This is a genomic window from Metapseudomonas boanensis, assembly GCF_042232855.1.
Taxonomy (GTDB): Bacteria; Pseudomonadota; Gammaproteobacteria; order Pseudomonadales; family Pseudomonadaceae; genus Metapseudomonas; species Metapseudomonas boanensis.
The window spans coordinates 197,818-216,013 of record NZ_CP113889.1 but is presented as its reverse complement, the minus strand read 5'-3'; the positions used below and the strand labels follow the sequence as shown (position 1 = coordinate 216,013).

Here is an 18,196-nt window from a genome sequence, read left to right as displayed (position 1 = left end):
GCAGTCGATTGCACTGCCGGCAGGCGGGCCTGCCGGTGCCCCTCATGGGGCCTTTGTTGTTATGGCTGGAACGTTTTCACACTGGCTGGTCGGCGGTGTCATTCCGCCTTGGCCACCTCCTCATCGCGGCCGTCGTCGAATTGCGAGAGCCAGGCCACGGCTGCGTCGCGGTAACGGGTGAAGCCCTTGTAGTCGACCAGGTCCTGCTTGAGCGTCTTGAGGACGCGGTGCATGCGTTTGGCCCAGGCCGGGTTGTTGTTGGCGATTTCCTCGAGGCTGACGAGGTAGGTGCGTACCGGGAACACGATGGCGTTGCTGCGCGGCAAGCGGTGCAGGGGCTGCAGCTCGATGCGCAGGTAGACCAGGCGGCCGGCGTTTTCCGGCGTGACGATGGTGCGGTCCGGCGCCCATTCCGGCAGGCTTTCCGCAGAGACTTCCAGGCGCGGGTTGACGGTCAGCGACCAGTTCAGGCGACGTACCGGGTGGCCGACGCGCAGGCGCAGGAGGAACTTCAGCGCGCGGTCGAGCATGCCGATTTCCTTGACCAGCGGCACCGGACCGTGGAATTCGTTCCAGCTCATGCCAAGGTTGAAGCGCAGCGAGTAGTCGGCGCGCTGGGTGGCGATGCCGGCGCCCCAGTAGAGCATGGCGTCGCGTTCTTCCTGGAGGATCCAGTCGCCCTGGGCCTGGCGGGTGATGTACTCCATCGGCTCATAGGGCAGGGTGGAGGTATCGCCGAAGGTGAAGGTGTCGTCGATGCCCAGCAGGCGGTTCACCCAGTGCCAGCGCGCGCCGTCGCGGGTCAGGCTGAAGTGCTCCGGGTAGTCGCGAGCGTAGGATTCCATGATCAGTTCGAGCAGGTCCCACTGCGCTTCCATCATGTGCGGGGCTGCCACGTAGTGCATGCCCGGGTCCCTTTCCAGGGTGATGGCGCGGTCGCGGCACTCGGTGATGTAGTGTTCGTCGATATCGAACGCCGCGCGCAGAGCGCCGTCGCCCACCGGCACATGGGGCTCCAGGTTCATCGAGTACATGTACTCGTCGTCCGGGAAGGGGAAGGGCAGGCGCGCGACGCATTCCGGGCTGTTGGCGAAGCTGTAGTCGTCGCGGAAGGTTTCGTGCTGCTTGAAGTGGATCGTCATGGTTCTTTCTCCAGCGCTCAGAGGTCAATGACCAGGCGGCTGCACTTGGCCCGGGATACGCAGGGCATGATCTTGGTGTTGGCTTGCTTCTCTTCGTCGCTGAGCCAGTCGTCGCTGTGGATCAGTTCGCCGTCGAGCTCCAGTACGCGGGTCTCGCAGTGGCCGCAGGCGCCGCCACGGCACAGGTAGGGCATTTCGAACCCTGCGGCTTCCACGGCTTCGAGCATGCTCTGGTCCGGCGAGACTTCGACGGTGGCGCCGCTGCGGGCGAGGGTGACGCTGAAAGCTTCGCCAGCGCTGCCTTGTTCGAGGAACCGCTCGAAGTGGATGTGGCTGTCGGTCCAGCCGAGTTCGCGGGCGGTGGCGACGGTGGCGTCGATCATGCTGTCAGGGCCGCAGACATAGACGTGGCTGCCCAGCGGCCGGTCGGCCAGCACGGCGGCGATGTTCAGGCGCTGCTCGATGCCCTTGCGGTACAGATGCACGCGGTCGCCGTAGGTGCGCTGCAACTCTTCGCCCAACTGTGCGTGCTCAGGACCGCGCACGGCGAAGTGCAATTCGAATGGCACCTTGGACAGGCGCAGCTCCTCCAGTTGCGAGATCACCGGGGTGATGCCCACGCCACCGGCGATGAACAGGTGCATCCGCGCCTGCTTGATCAGTGGGAAGAGGTTGGCTGGCGAGGTGATCTCGACCAGGTCACCTTCCTGCACTTTGTCATGCATCAGCCGGGAGCCGCCACGGCCGTCTTCGACACGGCGCACTGCGATCTGGTAGGCGCTGGAGTCGTAGGGCGAGCCCATCAGCGAGTAAGCATTGCGGTAGGTGGTCTGGCCGTTGGGGATCAGCACCACCACGTGGCTGCCGCCGGAAAATGCTGGCAGATGGCCGCCGTCCTTCGGGACCAGGGTGAAGCGCTTGATTTCCGGGGTAACGGTGTCGATGCGTGCGACCCGGACACTCAGGGTTCCGCTGTTCTGGCTCATGTGTCGAGCTCCTCTGCTTCCGGCAGCTCGCCGGGGACTTCGGCATCAGCCTTGACCGCCTGGAAGGCGGCGAGGCGGCGGGAGTAGTGGTCCCGCACCACCAGCATCTGGTGGCAGCCGGGGCACTGGTAAACACGCTTGGTGACGTTCTCGGTGTAGGTATCGCAATGCACGCACCAGACGCGGCGCACGAAGGTTCCGGCGTGTTCGCGTAGCACTTCGTCGTGGTTCAGGTCGTAGGCGGTGGCGACTTGCATGGCCGTGCCGATGAAGCTTTCCGAGCCGGAGAGGTAGAGGCGGGTGCCCATGCGGGCTTCGCCCAGCAGTTGGTCAAGCGCTTCGACCAGGGCGTGGTTGCTGGCATAGACGCGAAGCTCGGCAACGTCCTGCTGTTGCAGCTCGGCGAGGAAGTCCTGGCCGGAGAAGGATTCCTGGGAGTAGAGCAGGGTGATATGCAGGCCTTGTTCGGCCATTTCACCCAGCAGGCGCAGCATGGCGCGACCGCCGCTTCCCTGGCCGGCGACGATGTGCCGGGTACCACCGGGGAGGGGGGTCAGCTGGTCATAGACCGGCCGGCTCTTGATACCTGTGATTAGCATTGTTGTTTTTCCTCCAGAGCTGCCGCTGCGATTCACGCAATCGGCATTTGTGCGAAGCCCCATTCAGGTGGATGGGCTGGAGTGTCTGGAGCATATGCCGTGCCAACTTTGCAAGATATTGAAATATAAGGATTTAATCTTTTTTTGAGGCACTGCAGTAGGCAGAAATAGCCAGTGCTGTAGGCATTCTTGCAGCGGTGAGAGAGGCGGTAAGACGGGAGGCGGGTGGCACGTCCATGTGCCGACTGGTCAGTCGCGTTGCAGCTTGCGGATCAGGGTGCCGATGTCGATACCCAGTTGCTGGGCAGCCTTGCGCTTGCTGCCGCAGTTCTGCACGGCTTGCAGGATGATCTGGCGCTCGTAACGCTGGACCTGGGCCTTGAGGTTGCCGCCGCCATCGTCGTCGGTCGCCGGCACGGGTTCCGGTTCGTGGCGGACGATGTTGGGGCCGGCATGCAGCGGCGTTGCCAGGCCAAGCAGTTCAGGGGGCAGGTGCTGCTCCTGCGCTTCGTCGTCGGCCAGCACGGCCAGGCGCTCGAAGATGTTGACCAACTCGCGGATGTTGCCGGGGTAGGAATAGTTCATCAGGCGCTGCCGGCAGCCATTGGAGATCCGCAGGGTGGGCTGGCGGTCGCGGTTGATGCGCATCAGCAGGATATCCATCAGCACCGGCAGGTCTTCCAGGTGCTGGCGCAGGGGGGGGACCTCCACTGGCAGGACTGCCAGCCGGTAATAGAGGTCAGCGCGGAACTCGCCGGTTTCCACCAGACGGCGCAGGTCCTTGTTGGTCGCGGCGATCACCTGGACCTGCACGGTCTTGCTCAGGGGCGAGCCGACCGACTGGATGCTGCCGTCCTCGAGGAACTTGAGCAGCTTGGCCTGCACGTGCAGCGGGATCTCACCGATCTCATCGAGGAACAGCGTGCCGCCCGAGGCGCTTTCGATATAGCCGCGCTTGCCACCCTGCAAGGCACCGGTGAAGGCGCCGCGCTCGTAGCCGAACATCTCCGACTCGAAGAGGGTCTCCGGGATGCTCCCGCAGTTGACGTGGATGAACGGCCGGTCACCCCAGCCGGCCGCCCGGTGGATATGCCGGGCGATGGCAGTCTTTCCCACGCCAGGTTCTCCCAGCAGGAGCAGGCGGGCGCGACGGCGGAAGGCGCGCACGCCGGTATCAGCGATGCTGGAGAGCAGGGGCGACAGGTGCAGGGCATTGTCCTGCGGATCGCCCAGGCCACTGTTCTCCACCGGTGCGAACGCTGCGGGCGAGCGGCGCTGACTTTCGCGTCCTTCGAAGTCGCGCTGTACCAGCAGGGTGTAGGGCTTCTCATAGGCGCCGGTGGGCACCGCCTGGGTGCTGGTGAGGAACATGCGGCCGTCGCGGGAGCGGGTCAGCGCGCTGTTGCCACCGCGGCCGACGGCTTGCTGGAAGTCCTCGAAGCCCAGTGCCGAACGCTGGAAGAACTCGGCATTCGGCAGGCCCACAACGTCCTGCCGGGATAGGCGGTTGACCCGTTCGGCGGCAAGGTTGAGAAAGCGCACGCGAGATTCACCGTCGAGCAGAATGATGGCTTCGCTGAAGCTATCCAGTAGGGCATGCAGCGCCGGTGTTTCCAGCAGCCCGGAGAGGACCTCGCTGCTGACGTTGACCGACGAACGCATCCCCATTTTCAGGGGGGGCAGCAGGCTCTTGTCGATCATGGATGCAACTCGCCGGAGTGCCGGGCGGCGCGCTCGGTGGCCCGCAATACCGCCACCTTCCAGGCCACGCCTTCCTGCATGAGGATGCGCGAGCAATGGACGCTGAACCGTCGTGAGTGCCCGCTGAGATCAGGCAGGCTCAAATTGTGCCAGGTCCGCTCGGGCAGCGAGTGGCCAAGCAGGGCATGGGCGATGCTGGCGCCCTGGGTGATGCCGAAGGTGTATTCGAAGGCTGCGTTGCGCCACTGCGGCTGCAGGTTTTCGTCGATGACCAGCACCGCATCCGGTACTGCGTCGAACACGCGGCGCAGGGCGTCGATGCGCTGCTCGGCGTCGTGCTGCATGCGCAGTTCCTGGCTGACGTCGCGGATGCTGCCCCACATGCGCAGCAGGCGGCCGTTGTGGATCGCCGCGCGTACGTCGTTCTCCACGTAGGCCGGTGAGCCATCGTGACGGCGGTCGACCGACAGTGCGCCGTCGACGCAGAAATCGGTTTCGATCAAGCGTCGCACGAACTCTTCGTTCGCGGGGCTGCGTGGCCAGTAGAGGCGCACGGGCTGCTGGTTGAAGTCGACGTCTGCGGGCATCTCGTAGACATCGGCCATAGCGCGGTTGCACATGCGCCAGTAGGAGCGGTTCTCGAATACCTGGCGGACGATTTCATCGGGTGTCTGGTTGATGTCCACCGACTCGGCGAATTCGATGCACCAATAGGCCACCTTGGCGCTATAGAGCATCTGGCTCATGACCTCGTTGGCATTCTGCAGCTCGCTCATGCGGCGGCTCAGCGAGCCCAGCGGCATCTTTATCAGGTGCAGGCGGGGCGCATGCACGGCGCGCCATTCAAGGATGCCGCTGGCCAGGACCGGCAGCAGGCCGCCGCTGTGGCGGATCAGCGTCAGCTCCAGATCCTGGACACGCTCGTCAGCCGGCGGGTTGGCAAAGAGCTGATGCAAGGCGTGCACGGACTCGGCCGTGTAGATCTGCTCGATGCTCTGGCCCTGCAGTTCGTCAGGGGCATAGCCGAGCTGGTCGCTCTGGCTGGGCGAGACGTGGAGGAAATGGCCGCTCGCGGTGATGGTGTCGGAGAGGAGCAGGCCCTTGTCGGCCAGAAGTTGTAAAGAGTCCATGATGCATCCAGAGAGATTGTGCGGGATTCGGACTTCGACCCGCACAATGCATGCCAGCCAGCGGTGACAGCAGGCATGAGGCCTGCAGCACCGGCCACGGGTGCGAGTGATGCATTGTTACAGCGGAATTGGCATTTTCGCAGCGCCCTTTGGTCGGGTGACGAAGTGCTCTGGATGTTGCCCTCTCCCCGTAGCCCCCCGAGGGAGGGGAGAGTTCATCCGTGCCGAGATTGTTTACATGCCCAGATCAACTCCGGGCTGACCGGTAAACAAAAAGCTTCAGGCGTGACTCACCCCTCTCTGCTTCAAGGGCGACCGGTGTGGGGAAGGGGGGAGAGGGCAACTGTGGTGTATGAGAACAAGCCATCCAGGCTTCCCCTTGAGCAACGCCAGCTAAGCCGATATCTTGAGTCGCCTAATCATTAGTCTGCTACCAAGCCCTTCCTGGCAGACCTTTCGGACCCCCCCATGAGTTCCCCGAGCCCCTTGCCGCAGCGCATCGATCAGCCTCTGAAAGGCATCGTGCTGGTCTGCCTGGCGACCTTCCTGTTCTCCAGTCACGACGCTATTTCCAAGTACCTGTCTGCCTTCTATCCCATCGTCATGGTGGTGTGGGTGCGCTATCTGGTGCATACGTTGTTGATGGCAGGGTTCCTGCTGCCACGCGAAGGCGGACGGGTGTTGCGCACCAAACGACCGTTGTTGCAGGTGGTGCGGGCGCTGTGCCTGATCGGTGTGAGCCTGTTGTTCACCACTGGGCTGCGCTACATCCCGCTGGCCGAGGCGACATCGGTGATCTTCCTGGCGCCCCTGCTGGTCACGGCGCTGTCGGTGCCCTTGTTGCGTGAACGGGTGTCGCGCGGGCAGTGGGCGGCGGTACTGGTGGGGTTTGGTGGGGTGCTGTTGATCGTGCGACCGGGCGGAGCGTTGTTCACTCCGGCCATCCTGCTGCCGTTGGCGGCGGCGGTGTGCTTCGCATTCTATCAATTGGCCACACGCATTCTCAGCCGCAGTGATAGCGCTGCAACCAGCAACTTCATCACCGGCCTGACCAATACGCTGATCATGAGCGCTCTGGTGCCGTTCTTCTGGCATCTGCCGGACACCCTCGAACACAGCTTGCTGATGCTGGCGCTGGGTATCTGCGGCATGGGTGGGCACATGCTGCTGACCCAGGCGTTCCGCCACGCGTCGCCGCCGCTGTTGGCGCCGTTCGGCTATGGGCAGATCGTATTTGCCGGGCTGCTCGGGCTGTTCATGTTCAACCACGCGCCGGACCAGGTGGGCCTGCTGGGCATTGCCATCATCGTCGGCAGCGGCTTGTTCATGGCATACGCCCAGCGCCGCTGATTCAGGCCAGCGCCTGGCGCGAGTCAACGTACTCCTTCAGCCATCTCAACACCTGCACAGGCTCCCAGCGGGCCGGATCGAACAGGGCATAGACCTGTCCCTGATAACCCACCACGTCCAGTTGTCGGTGGTAGCCGGCGCGCTGGAACAGCGCCTCGATCTCGGCGAGGCAGGTGTTGAAATGCAGCCGACCGAAGGGCGTCTTGCCATCGGTCACCAGGCCCTCGAGGCGCAGTTCTTCCACTGCTTCACGGATGTCTTCCGGTGCCATGCGGCTCACGGTGTATTTCAACTGGCGTATGTCCAGCATTGGTGTAGTCCTTGGAGGCGGTCAGTGCAGGTGCCGGCTGGCCAGCAGCGGCTGGACCTGGCCACGCGGCGGGAAAGGAAGCGGCAGTTGGTAGGGCACGGGGAACGACGAGGGCACGGGTTGCTCCGGTATTGGCAATCGGATTGGGGCTGATACAGGCATAGGACTTTTCCTGAATTACTGTATATTTATACAGATAACAGTTGCCGCGGTCTGATGGCAACCAAACCAAAGGAAAAATCTGTTGTCAGTCTTTTCCCCTCTGACGCTGTACCGGGAAGTCCGCGCCTGATGATTCGAATTATCTTGTTGTTTTGCCTGCTGTTTTCCTCAGTATCCGAAGCCTCCGCCCCACGCACGTTCAAGGAAGCGAAGAAAGTCGCCTGGAAGCTCTATGCGCCGCATCCGGTCGAGTTCTATTGCGGCTGTCGCTACAAGGGCAACCGCGTTGACCTCAAGAGCTGCGGCTATGTGCCGAGAAAGGCACCTGAGCGGGCCAAGCGGATCGAGTGGGAGCACATCGTCCCGGCCTGGGTGATCGGCCACCAGCGCCAGTGCTGGCAGCAGGGAGGGCGCAAGCATTGCGCCGAGAACGACGCGACCTACCAACGCGCCGAAGCGGACCTGCACAACCTGGTGCCGAGCATCGGTGAGGTGAATGGTGACCGCAGCAACTACCGCTTCGCCTGGCTGCCGCAGAAGCCCAGCCAATACGGCGCCTGCCCCATGGTGGTGGACTTCAAGGCGCGCAGGGCGATGCCTCGCCAGCAGATCCGCGGGATGATCGCGCGCACGTACTTCTATATGAGCGACCGTTACGGCCTGCGCCTATCCAGTCAGGATCGAAAGCTCTACAACGCCTGGAACCGTCAGTACCCGGTGGAGGCCTGGGAGCGCAACCGCAATCAGCGGGTGGCCTGCGTCATGGGCCATGGCAATCCGTTCGTAGGCGACGTCGATCTGAAACGTTGCCGCTGATTCTGGCCTTGTGCACAGATAGCCCTGCGGCCGAGATGTTGCCTGGACTGACATCCGGGCTGTATGTCGCCCAGCGTGGGATTTGGCGAATCAAATGTGGACCACTAGTCGAACTTCGACCGTTTATCCAGTCCATTTAGGCGCAATTCTGGCGAAAGTCCCCGTCGCCATGTGCCGTTTCTGGAGTTACCCTTCGCATCCAGGAGTGGACGCTCCGCGTGTTTATCCTTGCCCTTTGCGCGGCATAGCGAAGCGCTGTGGCCACGACATTCGTCGCTTTTCATCCCGCAGTGCGGGCTGACCGTTTGCTGTTGCGGGTCGAATGCTTCGGCCCGCAATTGATTGCCTAATCCGGCTGCTCGAAGAAGTGGCCCTGTATCGAGAGGATCGACCGTGCACAACGTCGTGATCAGTGGCACTGGCCTGTATACCCCGCCCAACAGCATCTCCAACGAAGAACTGGTGGCCTCGTTCAATGCCTATGTGCAGGCCTTCAACGCCGAGAACGCGGCGGCCATCGAACGTGGCGAAATCGAAGCGCTGGCAGAGTCCAGTGTTGGCTTCATCGAAAAGGCGTCCGGCATCAAGAGTCGTTTCGTGGTCGACAAGGAAGGCATCCTGGATCCCACGCGCATGGTGCCGCGCATTCCTGAGCGCTCCAACGACGAGTGGGGCATTCTCTGCGAAATGTCCGTTGTGGCTGCCAAGGAGGCCCTGCAGCGCGCTGGGAAGTCGCCGACCGATATCGACGGGGTGATCGTCGCCTGCTCCAACTTGCAGCGCGCCTATCCGGCGGTGGCCATCGAAGTCCAGGCTGCCCTTGGCATCCAGGGTTTCGGTTATGACATGAATGTGGCCTGTTCCTCGGCGACCTTCGGTATCCAGGCCGCCACCAATGCGGTGAAGACCGGCCAGGCTCGCGCCATCCTGATGGTCAACCCGGAAATCTGCACCGGCCACCTGAATTTCCGCGACCGCGACAGCCACTTCATCTTTGGTGATGCGGCTACCGCGGTGGTCATCGAGCGTGCCGACCTGGCCACCTCCAAACACCAGTTCGACGTGGTCGGCACCAAGCTGCTGACGCAGTTCTCCAACAACATTCGCAACAACTTCGGCTTCCTCAACCGTGCGGCGGAGGAGGGCATCGGCGCCCGCGACAAGCTGTTCGTGCAGGAAGGCCGCAAGGTGTTCAAGGACGTGTGCCCGATGGTCGCCGAGCTGATCGCCGCGCATCTGGGGGAGAACCAGCTGAACGTTGGTGATGTGAAGCGTTTCTGGCTTCACCAGGCTAACCTCAACATGAACCTGCTGATCGCCCGCAAGCTGCTCGGTCGCGATGCCGAGCCCGAGGAGGCGCCGGTGATCCTCGACACCTACGCCAATACCAGCTCCGCCGGCTCGGTTATCGCCTTCCACAAACACCAGGATGACCTGCCCAGCGGCGCCCTTGGCGTGCTCAGCTCGTTTGGCGCCGGTTACTCCATCGGCAGCGTGATCCTGCGCAAGCGCTGATGGAAGGCCCGGCCGACACCGACCTGCTGCCCCGGCTCCTGGCCGGGGAGCAGCAGGCCTATCGTGAGCTGATCGGCCGCTATCAAGGCGCTATGCGCGCCGTCGCCTATGCCATCGTGGGCCAGCGCCACACCGAAGAGGTGGTGCAGGACGCCTGGTTGGCGGTGGTGCGCAACCTGGAAGGGTTTCAGCAGCGCTCCAGCCTCAAGACCTGGCTGCTGACCATCGTCGCCAACACTGCGCGCAGCCGCCTCAAGCAAAACCGCCGCGAAGTGCTCCTCGACGACCTGCCAGCCCCTCACGGCAGCGTGGGTGATTCACGCTTCGCAGAGGATGGCCACTGGCTCACCGCTCCGTTTGCCTGGCACGAGGATTCGCCCGAAGCCCTGCTGACGAAGGAGGAGTTGCGTGAGTGCCTGGAAAAGACCCTGCTCAGCCTTTCCGAGATGCAGCGAAGCGTGCTGTTGCTGCGCGAGCGACAAGGCCTGGAGTTGGAGGAGATCTGTAATTTATTGGAGATATCGCTCTCCAATGTCCGGGTCCTTCTGCATCGTGGGCGCTTGAAGGTATTCGCCACGCTGGAGCATTTCGAGGAAACAGGCCAATGCTGAGCTGCAAGGAACTGGTTGCCCAGTCCAGCGATCTCCTCGATGGACAATTGAGCTTTCGCGAGCGCATGGCCGTGCGCCGCCATCTCATGCTCTGCCGCAATTGCCGGCGCTTCATCAAACAGATGAGGCTGACCCAGGGCGTGTTGCGTCACCTCCCGGAAGTTGAAGACGCCGAGTTGGACACGCTCGCTGCCAAGTTGGCCGAGCAGCGCCGACGTTCCTCCTGAGGCGATACGGCCCCTGAGTGCAGTGACTCCCATCGATGGCGGATGAGATGGGTGATGGGTATTGCAAGTTCAGCGGAGCGCCGCTTGACCCATCCAGGGTGCCCAGGCGCGCCCCCGCCTGGTAGTCGCGATTTGCGGATATCGCAACCTGCCTGTTTCCCTTCCGATCTGCCCGCCTGAACCCTGAAAGCAGCGCAAATGCCTGTGGCAGAGCGGTTCGAGGCTTATATGAATTCGGAGTAAAAAAGTTCCGATGTCACAAAATATTTATATTAGAGCAACCGCTCTGAAATAAGGCGCCGCCAAGATTCCCCACCAGCACCGATGAGCCCAGCGCTCGTGTGTTTTCTAATGCTAAAGACCAATAGGGGAATTCTTCGATGATCCGTAAGCACTTCGCCGGTTTTGCCGCCAGCGCCATGGCCCTGGCCATTTCCGCCCAGGCTTTCGCCGGTACCGTTACCACTGACGGTGCCGACATCGTCGTCAAGACCAAAGGCGGCCTTGAAGTTGGCACTACCGACAAGGCTTTCAGCTTCAAGCTGGGCGGTCGTCTGCAGGCTGACTACAGCCGCTTCGATGGCTTCTACACCGTGAACGGCGACACCGCCGATGCCGGCTATTTCCGTCGAGCCTTCCTGGAACTGGGCGGTGTCGCTTTCACCGACTGGGCTTACCAGATCAACTACGACTTCTCGCATAACGCCGGCGGTGACAACCGTAAAGAAGACGGTTATTTCGACGAAGCTTCCATCGCCTACACCGGTTTCAACCCGGTTGTGATCAAGATGGGCCGCTTCGACCCCGACTTCGGCCTGGAAAAAGCCACCAGCTCCAAGTGGGTCACTGCCCAGGAGCGTAACGCGGCCTATGACCTGGTCGACTGGGCCAACGCCCACGACGGCGGCATGGGCATCCAGGTTGCCGGCACCTACGGCGCATCCCTGTACGGTTCGGCCGGCGTCACCGCGAAGGATCCGAACAACGCGGCTGACGACGGTGACAGCGTCAAGCAATTCAACCTGCGTGGTGTCTTTGCCCCGATGCATGAAGCTGGCAACGTGCTGCACCTCGGCGTCAACTACGCCCAGCGCGATCTGTCCGAAACCTCTTACGATGGCCGTATCCGCAGCCGCCTGGGCATGCGTGGCGTGAGCACCGACGGTGGCCAGGATGCCGGCACCAACGGCAACCGCCTGGTCCTGGCTGGTGCGAACAACACCCCGTCCGGCGCCTATGACACCGACAGCGCCCTGGGTCTGGAGGGCGCCTTCGCCACCGGTCCGTTCTCCATCCAGGGTGAGTACATCACCCGTGAGGTGGAAGCCGACGCGGCCAACCGCGAAGACATCGACGCCGATGGCTACTACGTCCAGCTCGCCTACACCCTTACCGGCGAAGCCCGTGACTACAAGCTGGGCAAGTTCGACAAGATCAAGCCTGCCAACAAGCAGATGGGCGCCTGGGAAGTGTTCTACCGCTACGACAACATCAGCGCGGAAGACGACAACGGCGCCTTCGCCAACATCGATGACGTCGAAGCCAAGGTGCACAACCTGGGGGTGAACTGGTACGCCAACGAAGCGGTGAAGATCGGCGGCTACTACGTCATGACCAAGGTCGACAACGCCACCAACGCCAATGGCGACGACGACGGCGATGGCTTCGTAGTCCGCGCCCAGTACGTCTTCTAAGCCAGACGCAGCTTCCTGCTCCTTTATTCAGCCCCGCTTCGGCGGGGCTTTTTTCGTTTGCAGGAGCGCCTGGGTAGCTTTGCATCGCCGGGTGCGCTGCTCATGGAAATGCCCGAGTGCGACCTTCAACAATCCATCGCAGCCATTAAAAAAAGCGACCCTTTGGCCCCGATAACATCGTTTCTCAGATCGCTGGCGTTTACCTATATTGGCGCCAGGACAACTCTTGAACTTATGAGCTTGTCATTATCGATTGTGGGAAACATCAATGAAGAACAAGACTGAAGTTTCTGAAATTGGCGGTGCGGGCAAGGGCACTAAAGCAGTTTGGGGCGGTGAGCAGATCACGCACCCCTACAATGCTACTCAAACTCCAATCGTAGTCAGTGCCGCCTATGGCTATGACGATATTGATGTGTGGTATGACGTTGCACTGGGCAAGTCTCCCGGTTTTATTTATAGCCGGATGAGCAATCCGACGGTCGCAACACTCGAAGCCAAGATCTGCGAGCTGGAAAATGCAGAGTCCGCAGTTGCTTTCAGCAGTGGCATGGCGGCGATCAGTGGTGTATTGCATACCTTCCTGGCCAGCGGGGGGCGGGTGGTGTCCACCCGCGACAGCTACGGCGGCACCAACAAGATTTTCGAGGAGTTCCTGCCGCGCATGGGCGTGCAGGTCACTCTCTGTGACACCCTCGACCACGAGGCCATCGAGCGGGAGATCGCACGCGGCTGTGATGTCCTCTATCTGGAAACGCCGACCAACCCGACCCTGAAAGTCCTCGACATCAAGCGTCTGGTGGCGGCCGCCAAGCGTGCCGGAGCCCTGGTGGTGGCGGACAATACCTTCGCCACGCCGCTGAACCAGAACCCGCTCGCCCTGGGCGTGGATGTGGTGGTGCACAGCGCGACGAAGTTCCTCAGCGGCCACGGCGATGTGCTCGGCGGGCTGGTCTGCGGCGCCGAGACGCAGATGGAAAAGGTGCGTCACTACCGGGAGATCAACGGGGCATCCCTCGATCCTTTCTCCGCCTACCTCATCATTCGCGGTATGAAGACTCTCGCGCTGCGTCTGCGTCAGCAACAGCAGAGCGCTCGTGCCCTGGCGGAATACCTGTGCACGGAGCCGCTGGTGGAGTCAGTGAATTATCCGGGCCTGCCCAGTCATCCGGGGCACGCGGTGGCCTGTGCGCAGATGCAGGGTTTCGGTGCCATCGTCAGCTTCGTGGTGGTCGGTGGGATGGAGACGGTGAAGGTTCTGCTGCCGCGCCTGCAGTACGCCCATTGCGCCGGCAACCTGGGCGCCGTCGAAACCATCTACGGTCCGGCGCGGACCACCAGCCATGTGGAGAACACCCTGGAAGAACGCCTGGCGCTGGGTATATCCGAAGGCCTGGTGAGAGTCTCGGTGGGAATCGAAGAAACGGAAGACCTTCTGGCAGATCTCAAACAGGCTTTTGATTTTACAAGAGCGCAACTTCGTAACGACAGTCAATCCAACTCGAAAAATACCCAGACCGAACGTCGCACTGAGGTGGAGATCTGACGTTCGACGCTTGAGGCCCCTGGCGGGAAGGCCAGTGGGAATTCATGAAAAGGAATAATAACAATACCCGGCGGCAATCAGTTTTGTTCTGCCATCAAGTTCAATGCAGAAACTTACCTTGCCCTTAAAACTTTCATGAGAATTCATTATGTCCACACCTATAACAACGGATAAAAGTGCACCGGGTCCGGGATTCAAGCAGGAAATGCAGACGCGCCATATCGTGATGTTGGCGCTGGGCGGTGTCATTGGGACCGGGCTGTTCCTGACTTCGGGTTATACCGTCAATCAGGCAGGGCCGCTGGGAGCCGTGATCGCCTACATCATCGGCGCAGTCATGGTCTACATGGTGATGATGTGCCTGGGCGAGCTGGCTGTGCAGATGCCGGAAACCGGCTCGTTCAGCACTTACGCCACCCGGTATCTGGGGGCTGGCACTGGCTATACGGTTGCCTGGCTCTATTGGCTGACCTGGACGGTGGCGATCGGGTCGGAGTTCACCGCCGCCGGTATCCTGATGGTGCGCTGGTTCCCTGACACGCCGGTCTGGGTGTGGAGCGCGATGTTCGCCGCAGTGGTGTTCCTTACCAACGTCGTTTCGGTCAAGCTGTTCGCCGAGACGGAGTTCTGGCTGTCGCTGATCAAGGTACTGACCGTAATCGCCTTCCTGGTGGTGGGTACCGGGGCGATCGTTGGCCTGTTCGAAGTGGAGCAGGCGCACAGTATCGGCCTTGGCAACTTCACCCGCGAGGGACTGTTCCCGACGGGCTTCATGTCTATCGCCATGACCTTGCTGGCAGTTTCCTTCGCGTTTTCCGGGACCGAGTTGATCGGCATCGCCGCGGGCGAAACGAAGGACCCGCAACGCAATGTGCCCAAGGCTATCCGCACGACCGTGGTGCGCCTGGCGATCTTCTTCGTCGGCACCATCTTCGTCCTGTCGACCCTCCTGCCGCGAGAGCAGGCGGGTCTGGTGGAAAGTCCATTCGTGACGGTATTCGAGTTCATCGGCATCCCGTACTCCGCCGACATCATGAACTTCGTGATCATCACCGCGCTGCTCTCGGCAGCCAACTCCGGGCTCTATGCGGCCTCGCGCATGCTCTGGACCTTGAGTGACCAAGGGCACATGCCCCGACGCTTCGGCGCGCTGACCCGCCAGGGCACGCCTTTCACCGCGATTGTCGTGAGCATGGCCGGCGCAGGGGCTTCGCTGCTGAGCAGTGTGTTCGCACCGGACACCATCTACCTTGCCCTGGTTTCCATCTCGGGCCTTGCGGTGGTCGTGGTCTGGATGAGCATCGCCGCGAGCCAGATGGCGTTCCGTCGCCAGTTCGTCGCCAACGGTGGAGACATCAAGGACCTCAGTTTTCGTGTCCGTGGCTACCCCTGGGTCCCGCTGGGCGCCTTGCTCTGCTGCACGTTGGCCTGCGTGGGCATCGCTTTCGATCCGGCACAGCGGGTTGCGCTCTACTTCGGCCTGCCGTTCATTGCCTGGTGCTATTTCGTCTTCTACATCACCCGCAAGAGCCGTGAGCGGCGGTTGTCATCGGGCACCGCGCCGGCCAGCGCGGTAGAGGCGGCCTGAGCGACGTTGAGTTAGCCTGCGCGTCCAGTCTTTTCAGTGAGGGGTAATGCCAATGGGGTGCCGAGCATGAATCAGAAGGCCTTGCCTCCACTGAACTGGCTACGTGCGTTCGAAGTGTCCGCGCGGAGTTTGAACTTCACCCATGCGGCCGAGGAGCTTCACCTGACCCAGGGCGCCGTGAGCCAACAGATTCGCCAGCTGGAGAGTCATCTGGGCGTGGCGCTGTTCAAGCGCCTGCCACGGGGCTTGAGTCTCACGGAAGAGGGGCAGTCGTACCTGCCGGTGGTACAGGACGCAATCACCCGGCTGGCGGTCGGCACCAACGAGATCTTCGGCCAGCACAAGCGGCGGCCGATCAAGATTCGCGGCAGCCTGGCGTTCCTCGTCCACTGGCTGGCACCCAAGCTTGCCGAGTTTCGCCAGGCGCACCCGAACGTGGACATTCGCTACATCAGCAACCTGTGGGTCAAGGAACTGGACGGCGAGGACGACATGGAAATCCGCTGGGGCCACGGCCAGTGGTCGGGGCTGGTCTCCCAGCGCCTGACCTGGGACACGCTGTTCCCGGTCTGCTCCCCGCAGTTGATGGCGCAGTCGCCGCTCCGCGAGCCCGCGGACGTTGCCAACCACCTGCTGCTGCACGTATTGGGCTACGAGGAGGGCTGGGGCTACTGGCTGAAGAGGGTCGGCGCGAACGATGTCGACTATTCCACCGGTATGCAGTTCGACACCCTCATTTCCACCTTGCGCATGGCCGAACTGGGGCAGGGTATCGCACTGGCTCGGTCGTCAATGGTGGAGGAGTTGCTCAGGGAGGGGCGCCTCGTGGAGCCCTTCACCCAGAGGATCGAGGCCAGTGAGTCCTTTTACCTGGTGCGCAGTTCCGGGGCGGAACTGCATCCTGATGCGATGACGTTCTCGACCTGGCTGGTGGCGCAGACCCATCGATACAAATGAGTGATCGGAGTTAAACATGCACTATGTGAGTACACGAAGCGCTGCCGTGCGTGCGGACTTCGAGACCGTGGTCCTGTCCGGGCTTGCCGAAGACGGTGGGTTGTACGTCCCGGCGAGCCTGCCGGTGTTCAGCGCCCAGGAGGTCACCTACTGGTCGTGGTTGCCTTTCGATGAGCTGGCCTGGCGCGTCATGAGCCCCTTCGTTGGCCAGGCGATTCCGGAGGACGATCTCAAAGGCCTGCTCAAGGACACCTATCGCGCCTTCGGCCATCGCTCCATTGCGCCGCTGCACCAGGTGGATCGGAACGAATGGGTGCTGGAACTGTTCCATGGCCCAACCCGGGCCTCCAAGGACTTCGCCGCCCAATTGCACGCTCGCCTGGTGAGCTACTTCCTCGATCGGCGCCAGCAACAGGCGGTCGTGGTGGGTGCCACCAACGGCGATACCGGGCTTGCCGCGATCGAAGCGTTCGGAAGCTGCGAGCAGAGCCGGGTCATGGTGCTGTATCCGCGCAACGGCGTGCCGGAGGATCGTCTTGACGAGTTGCAGGACGCCGACCCGGCCAGGGTACTGGCCTTTGCCGTAGATGGCAGCTTCGACGATTGCCAGGCCATGGTTGCTCAGCTGTTCCGCCAATGGCCCTTGGCCAATGTTCGGGCCATCGGCTTCAACTCCACCAACTGGGTCGGTGTGATGGCCCAGATTGTCCTCTACTTCCATGCCGCGCTGCAGTTGGGTGGGGGCGTGCGGCCCATCGGCTTCAGCATTCCGGCCGCCAGCTTCGCTGAGGTGTATGCCGGGTACATAGCCCAGAAGATGGGCCTGCCGATCAACCAGATCATCATCTCCACCAACCGCAACGATGCCCTGCACCAGTTCGTCCACAAGAACCAGTACTCGAAACGGCAAGCGAACAGGACCGTCTCTCCGGCGATGGACTTTTCCATCTTTTCCAACCTGGAGCGCTTTGTCTGGGAGCTCTACGGCCATGATGACCAGGCCGTCAGGGCACTCATGGACTCTTTTGAAACTACCGGTGAGCTGAGCATCGCCAACAAACACTGGCTGCAGGCGCGCATGCTCATCGACTCCTATGCCGTCACCGATGAGCAGACCATCGATGAGATCACCGCGCTGTTCCGCGATACCGGCTATGTCATCGACCCGCACACGGCCACGGGAGTCCTCGCGGCGCGTCTCTATCGGCGCAGCATGGTGACGCCCATGGTGACCCTGGGCGAGTTTTCACCGGTCAAGTCGGCGGCACTGCTCGCCGGGTTGGGTGTCATGGCCGCGCCTGTCTCGGCCCCGGGGCGGCGCGCTGGCCACCCGCAGTCAATTCGGGTGGGCGATCTGGATACCATTGCCAGGGCGTTGGCTGAGCTGTGATGCAGGTGGGCGCGCGATGAAGCGAATACTGGATCCACTCGATGAGCGCCTCCTGGCGGAACTCACCGTTAATGCGCGGATCGCCCACGCCGAGCTGGCTGCCAAGGTGAATCTGTCGCGCAATGCCGTGCGTCAGCGGATCGAGCGGCTGGAGCGTGACGGAGCCATCCAGGGCTACACGATTATCGAGGGCGACGGACGCAGGCAATCGTCCCAGATCAGCGCCGTGATCTTCGTCTACCGCTACGACCGCATGCGCGGGGACGAAGTTTTGCGAGCCCTGGGCGCCATCCCGGAAATCGTCCAATGCGAAGTGATGAGTGGAGAGTTCGACCTCATGGTCCGCGTCGGCGCCTCGAGCCCCGAGCGTGTCCACAATGTATGGAAGGAAATATCCGCCATGCCCGGAGTCGAGAATACCGTCACCTCTTTCGTGCTCTCGTCCGTCATTTGAGTTTGACGTGAAAGTCAT

General features: G+C 62.0%; 17 protein-coding genes. 11 read left to right on the top strand and 6 right to left on the bottom strand.

The window, feature by feature from the left end:
* Positions 1-98: 98 nt before the first annotated feature.
* The 5 genes from OXH74_RS01010 to OXH74_RS00990 form a co-directional block, all read right to left on the bottom strand.
* Complete coding sequence (locus OXH74_RS01010) at positions 99-1,142, bottom strand: DUF3445 domain-containing protein (protein ID WP_375739709.1); 1,044 nt, start codon at positions 1,140-1,142, stop codon at positions 99-101.
* A 17-nt stretch (positions 1,143-1,159) separates the two neighbouring features.
* Positions 1,160-2,128, bottom strand: coding sequence for a PDR/VanB family oxidoreductase (locus tag OXH74_RS01005; protein ID WP_375739708.1), 969 nt, complete (start codon positions 2,126-2,128; stop codon positions 1,160-1,162).
* Positions 2,125-2,727, bottom strand: a complete 603-nt coding sequence (locus OXH74_RS01000) for a dimethylamine monooxygenase subunit DmmA family protein (protein ID WP_375739707.1) — start codon at positions 2,725-2,727, stop codon at positions 2,125-2,127. Before OXH74_RS01000 ends, OXH74_RS01005 begins: the two co-directional genes overlap by 4 nt.
* Positions 2,728-2,976: 249 nt before the next feature.
* Complete coding sequence (locus tag OXH74_RS00995) at positions 2,977-4,428, bottom strand: sigma-54 interaction domain-containing protein (RefSeq protein ID WP_375739706.1); 1,452 nt, start codon at positions 4,426-4,428, stop codon at positions 2,977-2,979.
* A complete protein-coding gene (locus OXH74_RS00990; protein ID WP_375739705.1) occupies positions 4,425-5,558 on the bottom strand; it encodes a PAS domain S-box protein in 1,134 nt (377 codons plus the stop codon). The genes OXH74_RS00995 and OXH74_RS00990 overlap by 4 nt, the downstream gene beginning before the upstream one ends.
* 468 nt (positions 5,559-6,026) lie before the next feature.
* Here OXH74_RS00990 and OXH74_RS00985 point away from each other — a divergent pair, with 468 nt between their 5' ends.
* Positions 6,027-6,908, top strand: a complete 882-nt coding sequence (locus OXH74_RS00985) for a DMT family transporter (protein WP_375739704.1) — start codon at positions 6,027-6,029, stop codon at positions 6,906-6,908.
* Position 6,909: 1 nt separating this feature from the next.
* Here the strand turns inward: OXH74_RS00985 and OXH74_RS00980 are convergent, their stop codons facing one another.
* Positions 6,910-7,218, bottom strand: a complete 309-nt coding sequence (locus OXH74_RS00980; RefSeq protein WP_215381311.1) for a transcriptional regulator — start codon at positions 7,216-7,218, stop codon at positions 6,910-6,912.
* Between the two features lie 291 nt (positions 7,219-7,509).
* On the opposite strand from OXH74_RS00980, the gene OXH74_RS00975 reads away from it, so the two are divergent.
* The 10 genes from OXH74_RS00975 to OXH74_RS00930 all read left to right on the top strand — a co-directional run bounded on the left by OXH74_RS00975 (position 7,510) and on the right by OXH74_RS00930 (position 18,178).
* Positions 7,510-8,196 (top strand): endonuclease, encoded by a 687-nt coding sequence (locus OXH74_RS00975; protein ID WP_375739703.1) that lies wholly within the window; start codon positions 7,510-7,512, stop codon positions 8,194-8,196.
* 393 nt (positions 8,197-8,589) lie between these two features.
* Positions 8,590-9,711, top strand: coding sequence for a beta-ketoacyl-ACP synthase III (locus OXH74_RS00970; protein ID WP_375739702.1), 1,122 nt, complete (start codon positions 8,590-8,592; stop codon positions 9,709-9,711).
* Complete coding sequence (locus OXH74_RS00965; protein ID WP_215381306.1) at positions 9,711-10,322, top strand: RNA polymerase sigma factor; 612 nt, start codon at positions 9,711-9,713, stop codon at positions 10,320-10,322. Before OXH74_RS00970 ends, OXH74_RS00965 begins: the two co-directional genes overlap by 1 nt.
* Positions 10,316-10,549 (top strand): anti-sigma factor family protein, encoded by a 234-nt coding sequence (locus OXH74_RS00960; protein WP_375739701.1) that lies wholly within the window; start codon positions 10,316-10,318, stop codon positions 10,547-10,549. Before OXH74_RS00965 ends, OXH74_RS00960 begins: the two co-directional genes overlap by 7 nt.
* Positions 10,550-10,929: 380 nt before the next feature.
* Positions 10,930-12,243, top strand: coding sequence for an OprO/OprP family phosphate-selective porin (locus OXH74_RS00955; RefSeq protein WP_375739700.1), 1,314 nt, complete (start codon positions 10,930-10,932; stop codon positions 12,241-12,243).
* Between the two features lie 268 nt (positions 12,244-12,511).
* Entirely contained in the window at positions 12,512-13,789 is a 1,278-nt protein-coding gene (locus tag OXH74_RS00950) for a cystathionine gamma-synthase family protein (protein WP_375739699.1), read from the top strand.
* A 148-nt stretch (positions 13,790-13,937) separates the two neighbouring features.
* Positions 13,938-15,377 (top strand): amino acid permease, encoded by a 1,440-nt coding sequence (locus OXH74_RS00945; RefSeq protein WP_375739698.1) that lies wholly within the window; start codon positions 13,938-13,940, stop codon positions 15,375-15,377.
* 66 nt (positions 15,378-15,443) lie between these two features.
* Positions 15,444-16,334, top strand: coding sequence for a LysR substrate-binding domain-containing protein (locus OXH74_RS00940; RefSeq protein ID WP_375739697.1), 891 nt, complete (start codon positions 15,444-15,446; stop codon positions 16,332-16,334).
* Between the two features lie 16 nt (positions 16,335-16,350).
* Entirely contained in the window at positions 16,351-17,724 is a 1,374-nt protein-coding gene (gene thrC, locus OXH74_RS00935) for a threonine synthase (RefSeq protein ID WP_375739696.1), read from the top strand.
* A gap of 16 nt (positions 17,725-17,740) precedes the next feature.
* Entirely contained in the window at positions 17,741-18,178 is a 438-nt protein-coding gene (locus OXH74_RS00930) for an Lrp/AsnC family transcriptional regulator (protein WP_375739695.1), read from the top strand.
* Positions 18,179-18,196 lie beyond the last annotated feature (18 nt).

Excerpts from the sequence above, each read along its gene's own strand:
- OXH74_RS00990 (WP_375739705.1), bottom strand. The coding sequence starts at position 5,558 with ATGGACTCTTTACAACTTCTGGCCGACAAGGGCCTGCTCCTCTCCGAC.
- OXH74_RS00950 (WP_375739699.1), top strand. The coding sequence starts at position 12,512 with ATGAAGAACAAGACTGAAGTTTCTGAAATTGGCGGTGCGGGCAAGGGC.
- OXH74_RS00975 (WP_375739703.1), top strand. The coding sequence starts at position 7,510 with ATGATTCGAATTATCTTGTTGTTTTGCCTGCTGTTTTCCTCAGTATCC.
- OXH74_RS00965 (WP_215381306.1), top strand. The coding sequence starts at position 9,711 with ATGGAAGGCCCGGCCGACACCGACCTGCTGCCCCGGCTCCTGGCCGGG.
- OXH74_RS00980 (WP_215381311.1), bottom strand. The coding sequence starts at position 7,218 with ATGCTGGACATACGCCAGTTGAAATACACCGTGAGCCGCATGGCACCG.
- OXH74_RS00945 (WP_375739698.1), top strand. The coding sequence starts at position 13,938 with ATGTCCACACCTATAACAACGGATAAAAGTGCACCGGGTCCGGGATTC.
- OXH74_RS00930 (WP_375739695.1), top strand. The coding sequence starts at position 17,741 with ATGAAGCGAATACTGGATCCACTCGATGAGCGCCTCCTGGCGGAACTC.
- OXH74_RS00940 (WP_375739697.1), top strand. The coding sequence starts at position 15,444 with ATGAATCAGAAGGCCTTGCCTCCACTGAACTGGCTACGTGCGTTCGAA.
- OXH74_RS00985 (WP_375739704.1), top strand. The coding sequence starts at position 6,027 with ATGAGTTCCCCGAGCCCCTTGCCGCAGCGCATCGATCAGCCTCTGAAA.
- thrC (WP_375739696.1), top strand. The coding sequence starts at position 16,351 with ATGCACTATGTGAGTACACGAAGCGCTGCCGTGCGTGCGGACTTCGAG.
- OXH74_RS01005 (WP_375739708.1), bottom strand. The coding sequence starts at position 2,128 with ATGAGCCAGAACAGCGGAACCCTGAGTGTCCGGGTCGCACGCATCGAC.
- OXH74_RS01010 (WP_375739709.1), bottom strand. The coding sequence starts at position 1,142 with ATGACGATCCACTTCAAGCAGCACGAAACCTTCCGCGACGACTACAGC.
- OXH74_RS00960 (WP_375739701.1), top strand. The coding sequence starts at position 10,316 with ATGCTGAGCTGCAAGGAACTGGTTGCCCAGTCCAGCGATCTCCTCGAT.
- OXH74_RS00995 (WP_375739706.1), bottom strand. The coding sequence starts at position 4,428 with ATGATCGACAAGAGCCTGCTGCCCCCCCTGAAAATGGGGATGCGTTCG.
- OXH74_RS00955 (WP_375739700.1), top strand. The coding sequence starts at position 10,930 with ATGATCCGTAAGCACTTCGCCGGTTTTGCCGCCAGCGCCATGGCCCTG.
- OXH74_RS01000 (WP_375739707.1), bottom strand. The coding sequence starts at position 2,727 with ATGCTAATCACAGGTATCAAGAGCCGGCCGGTCTATGACCAGCTGACC.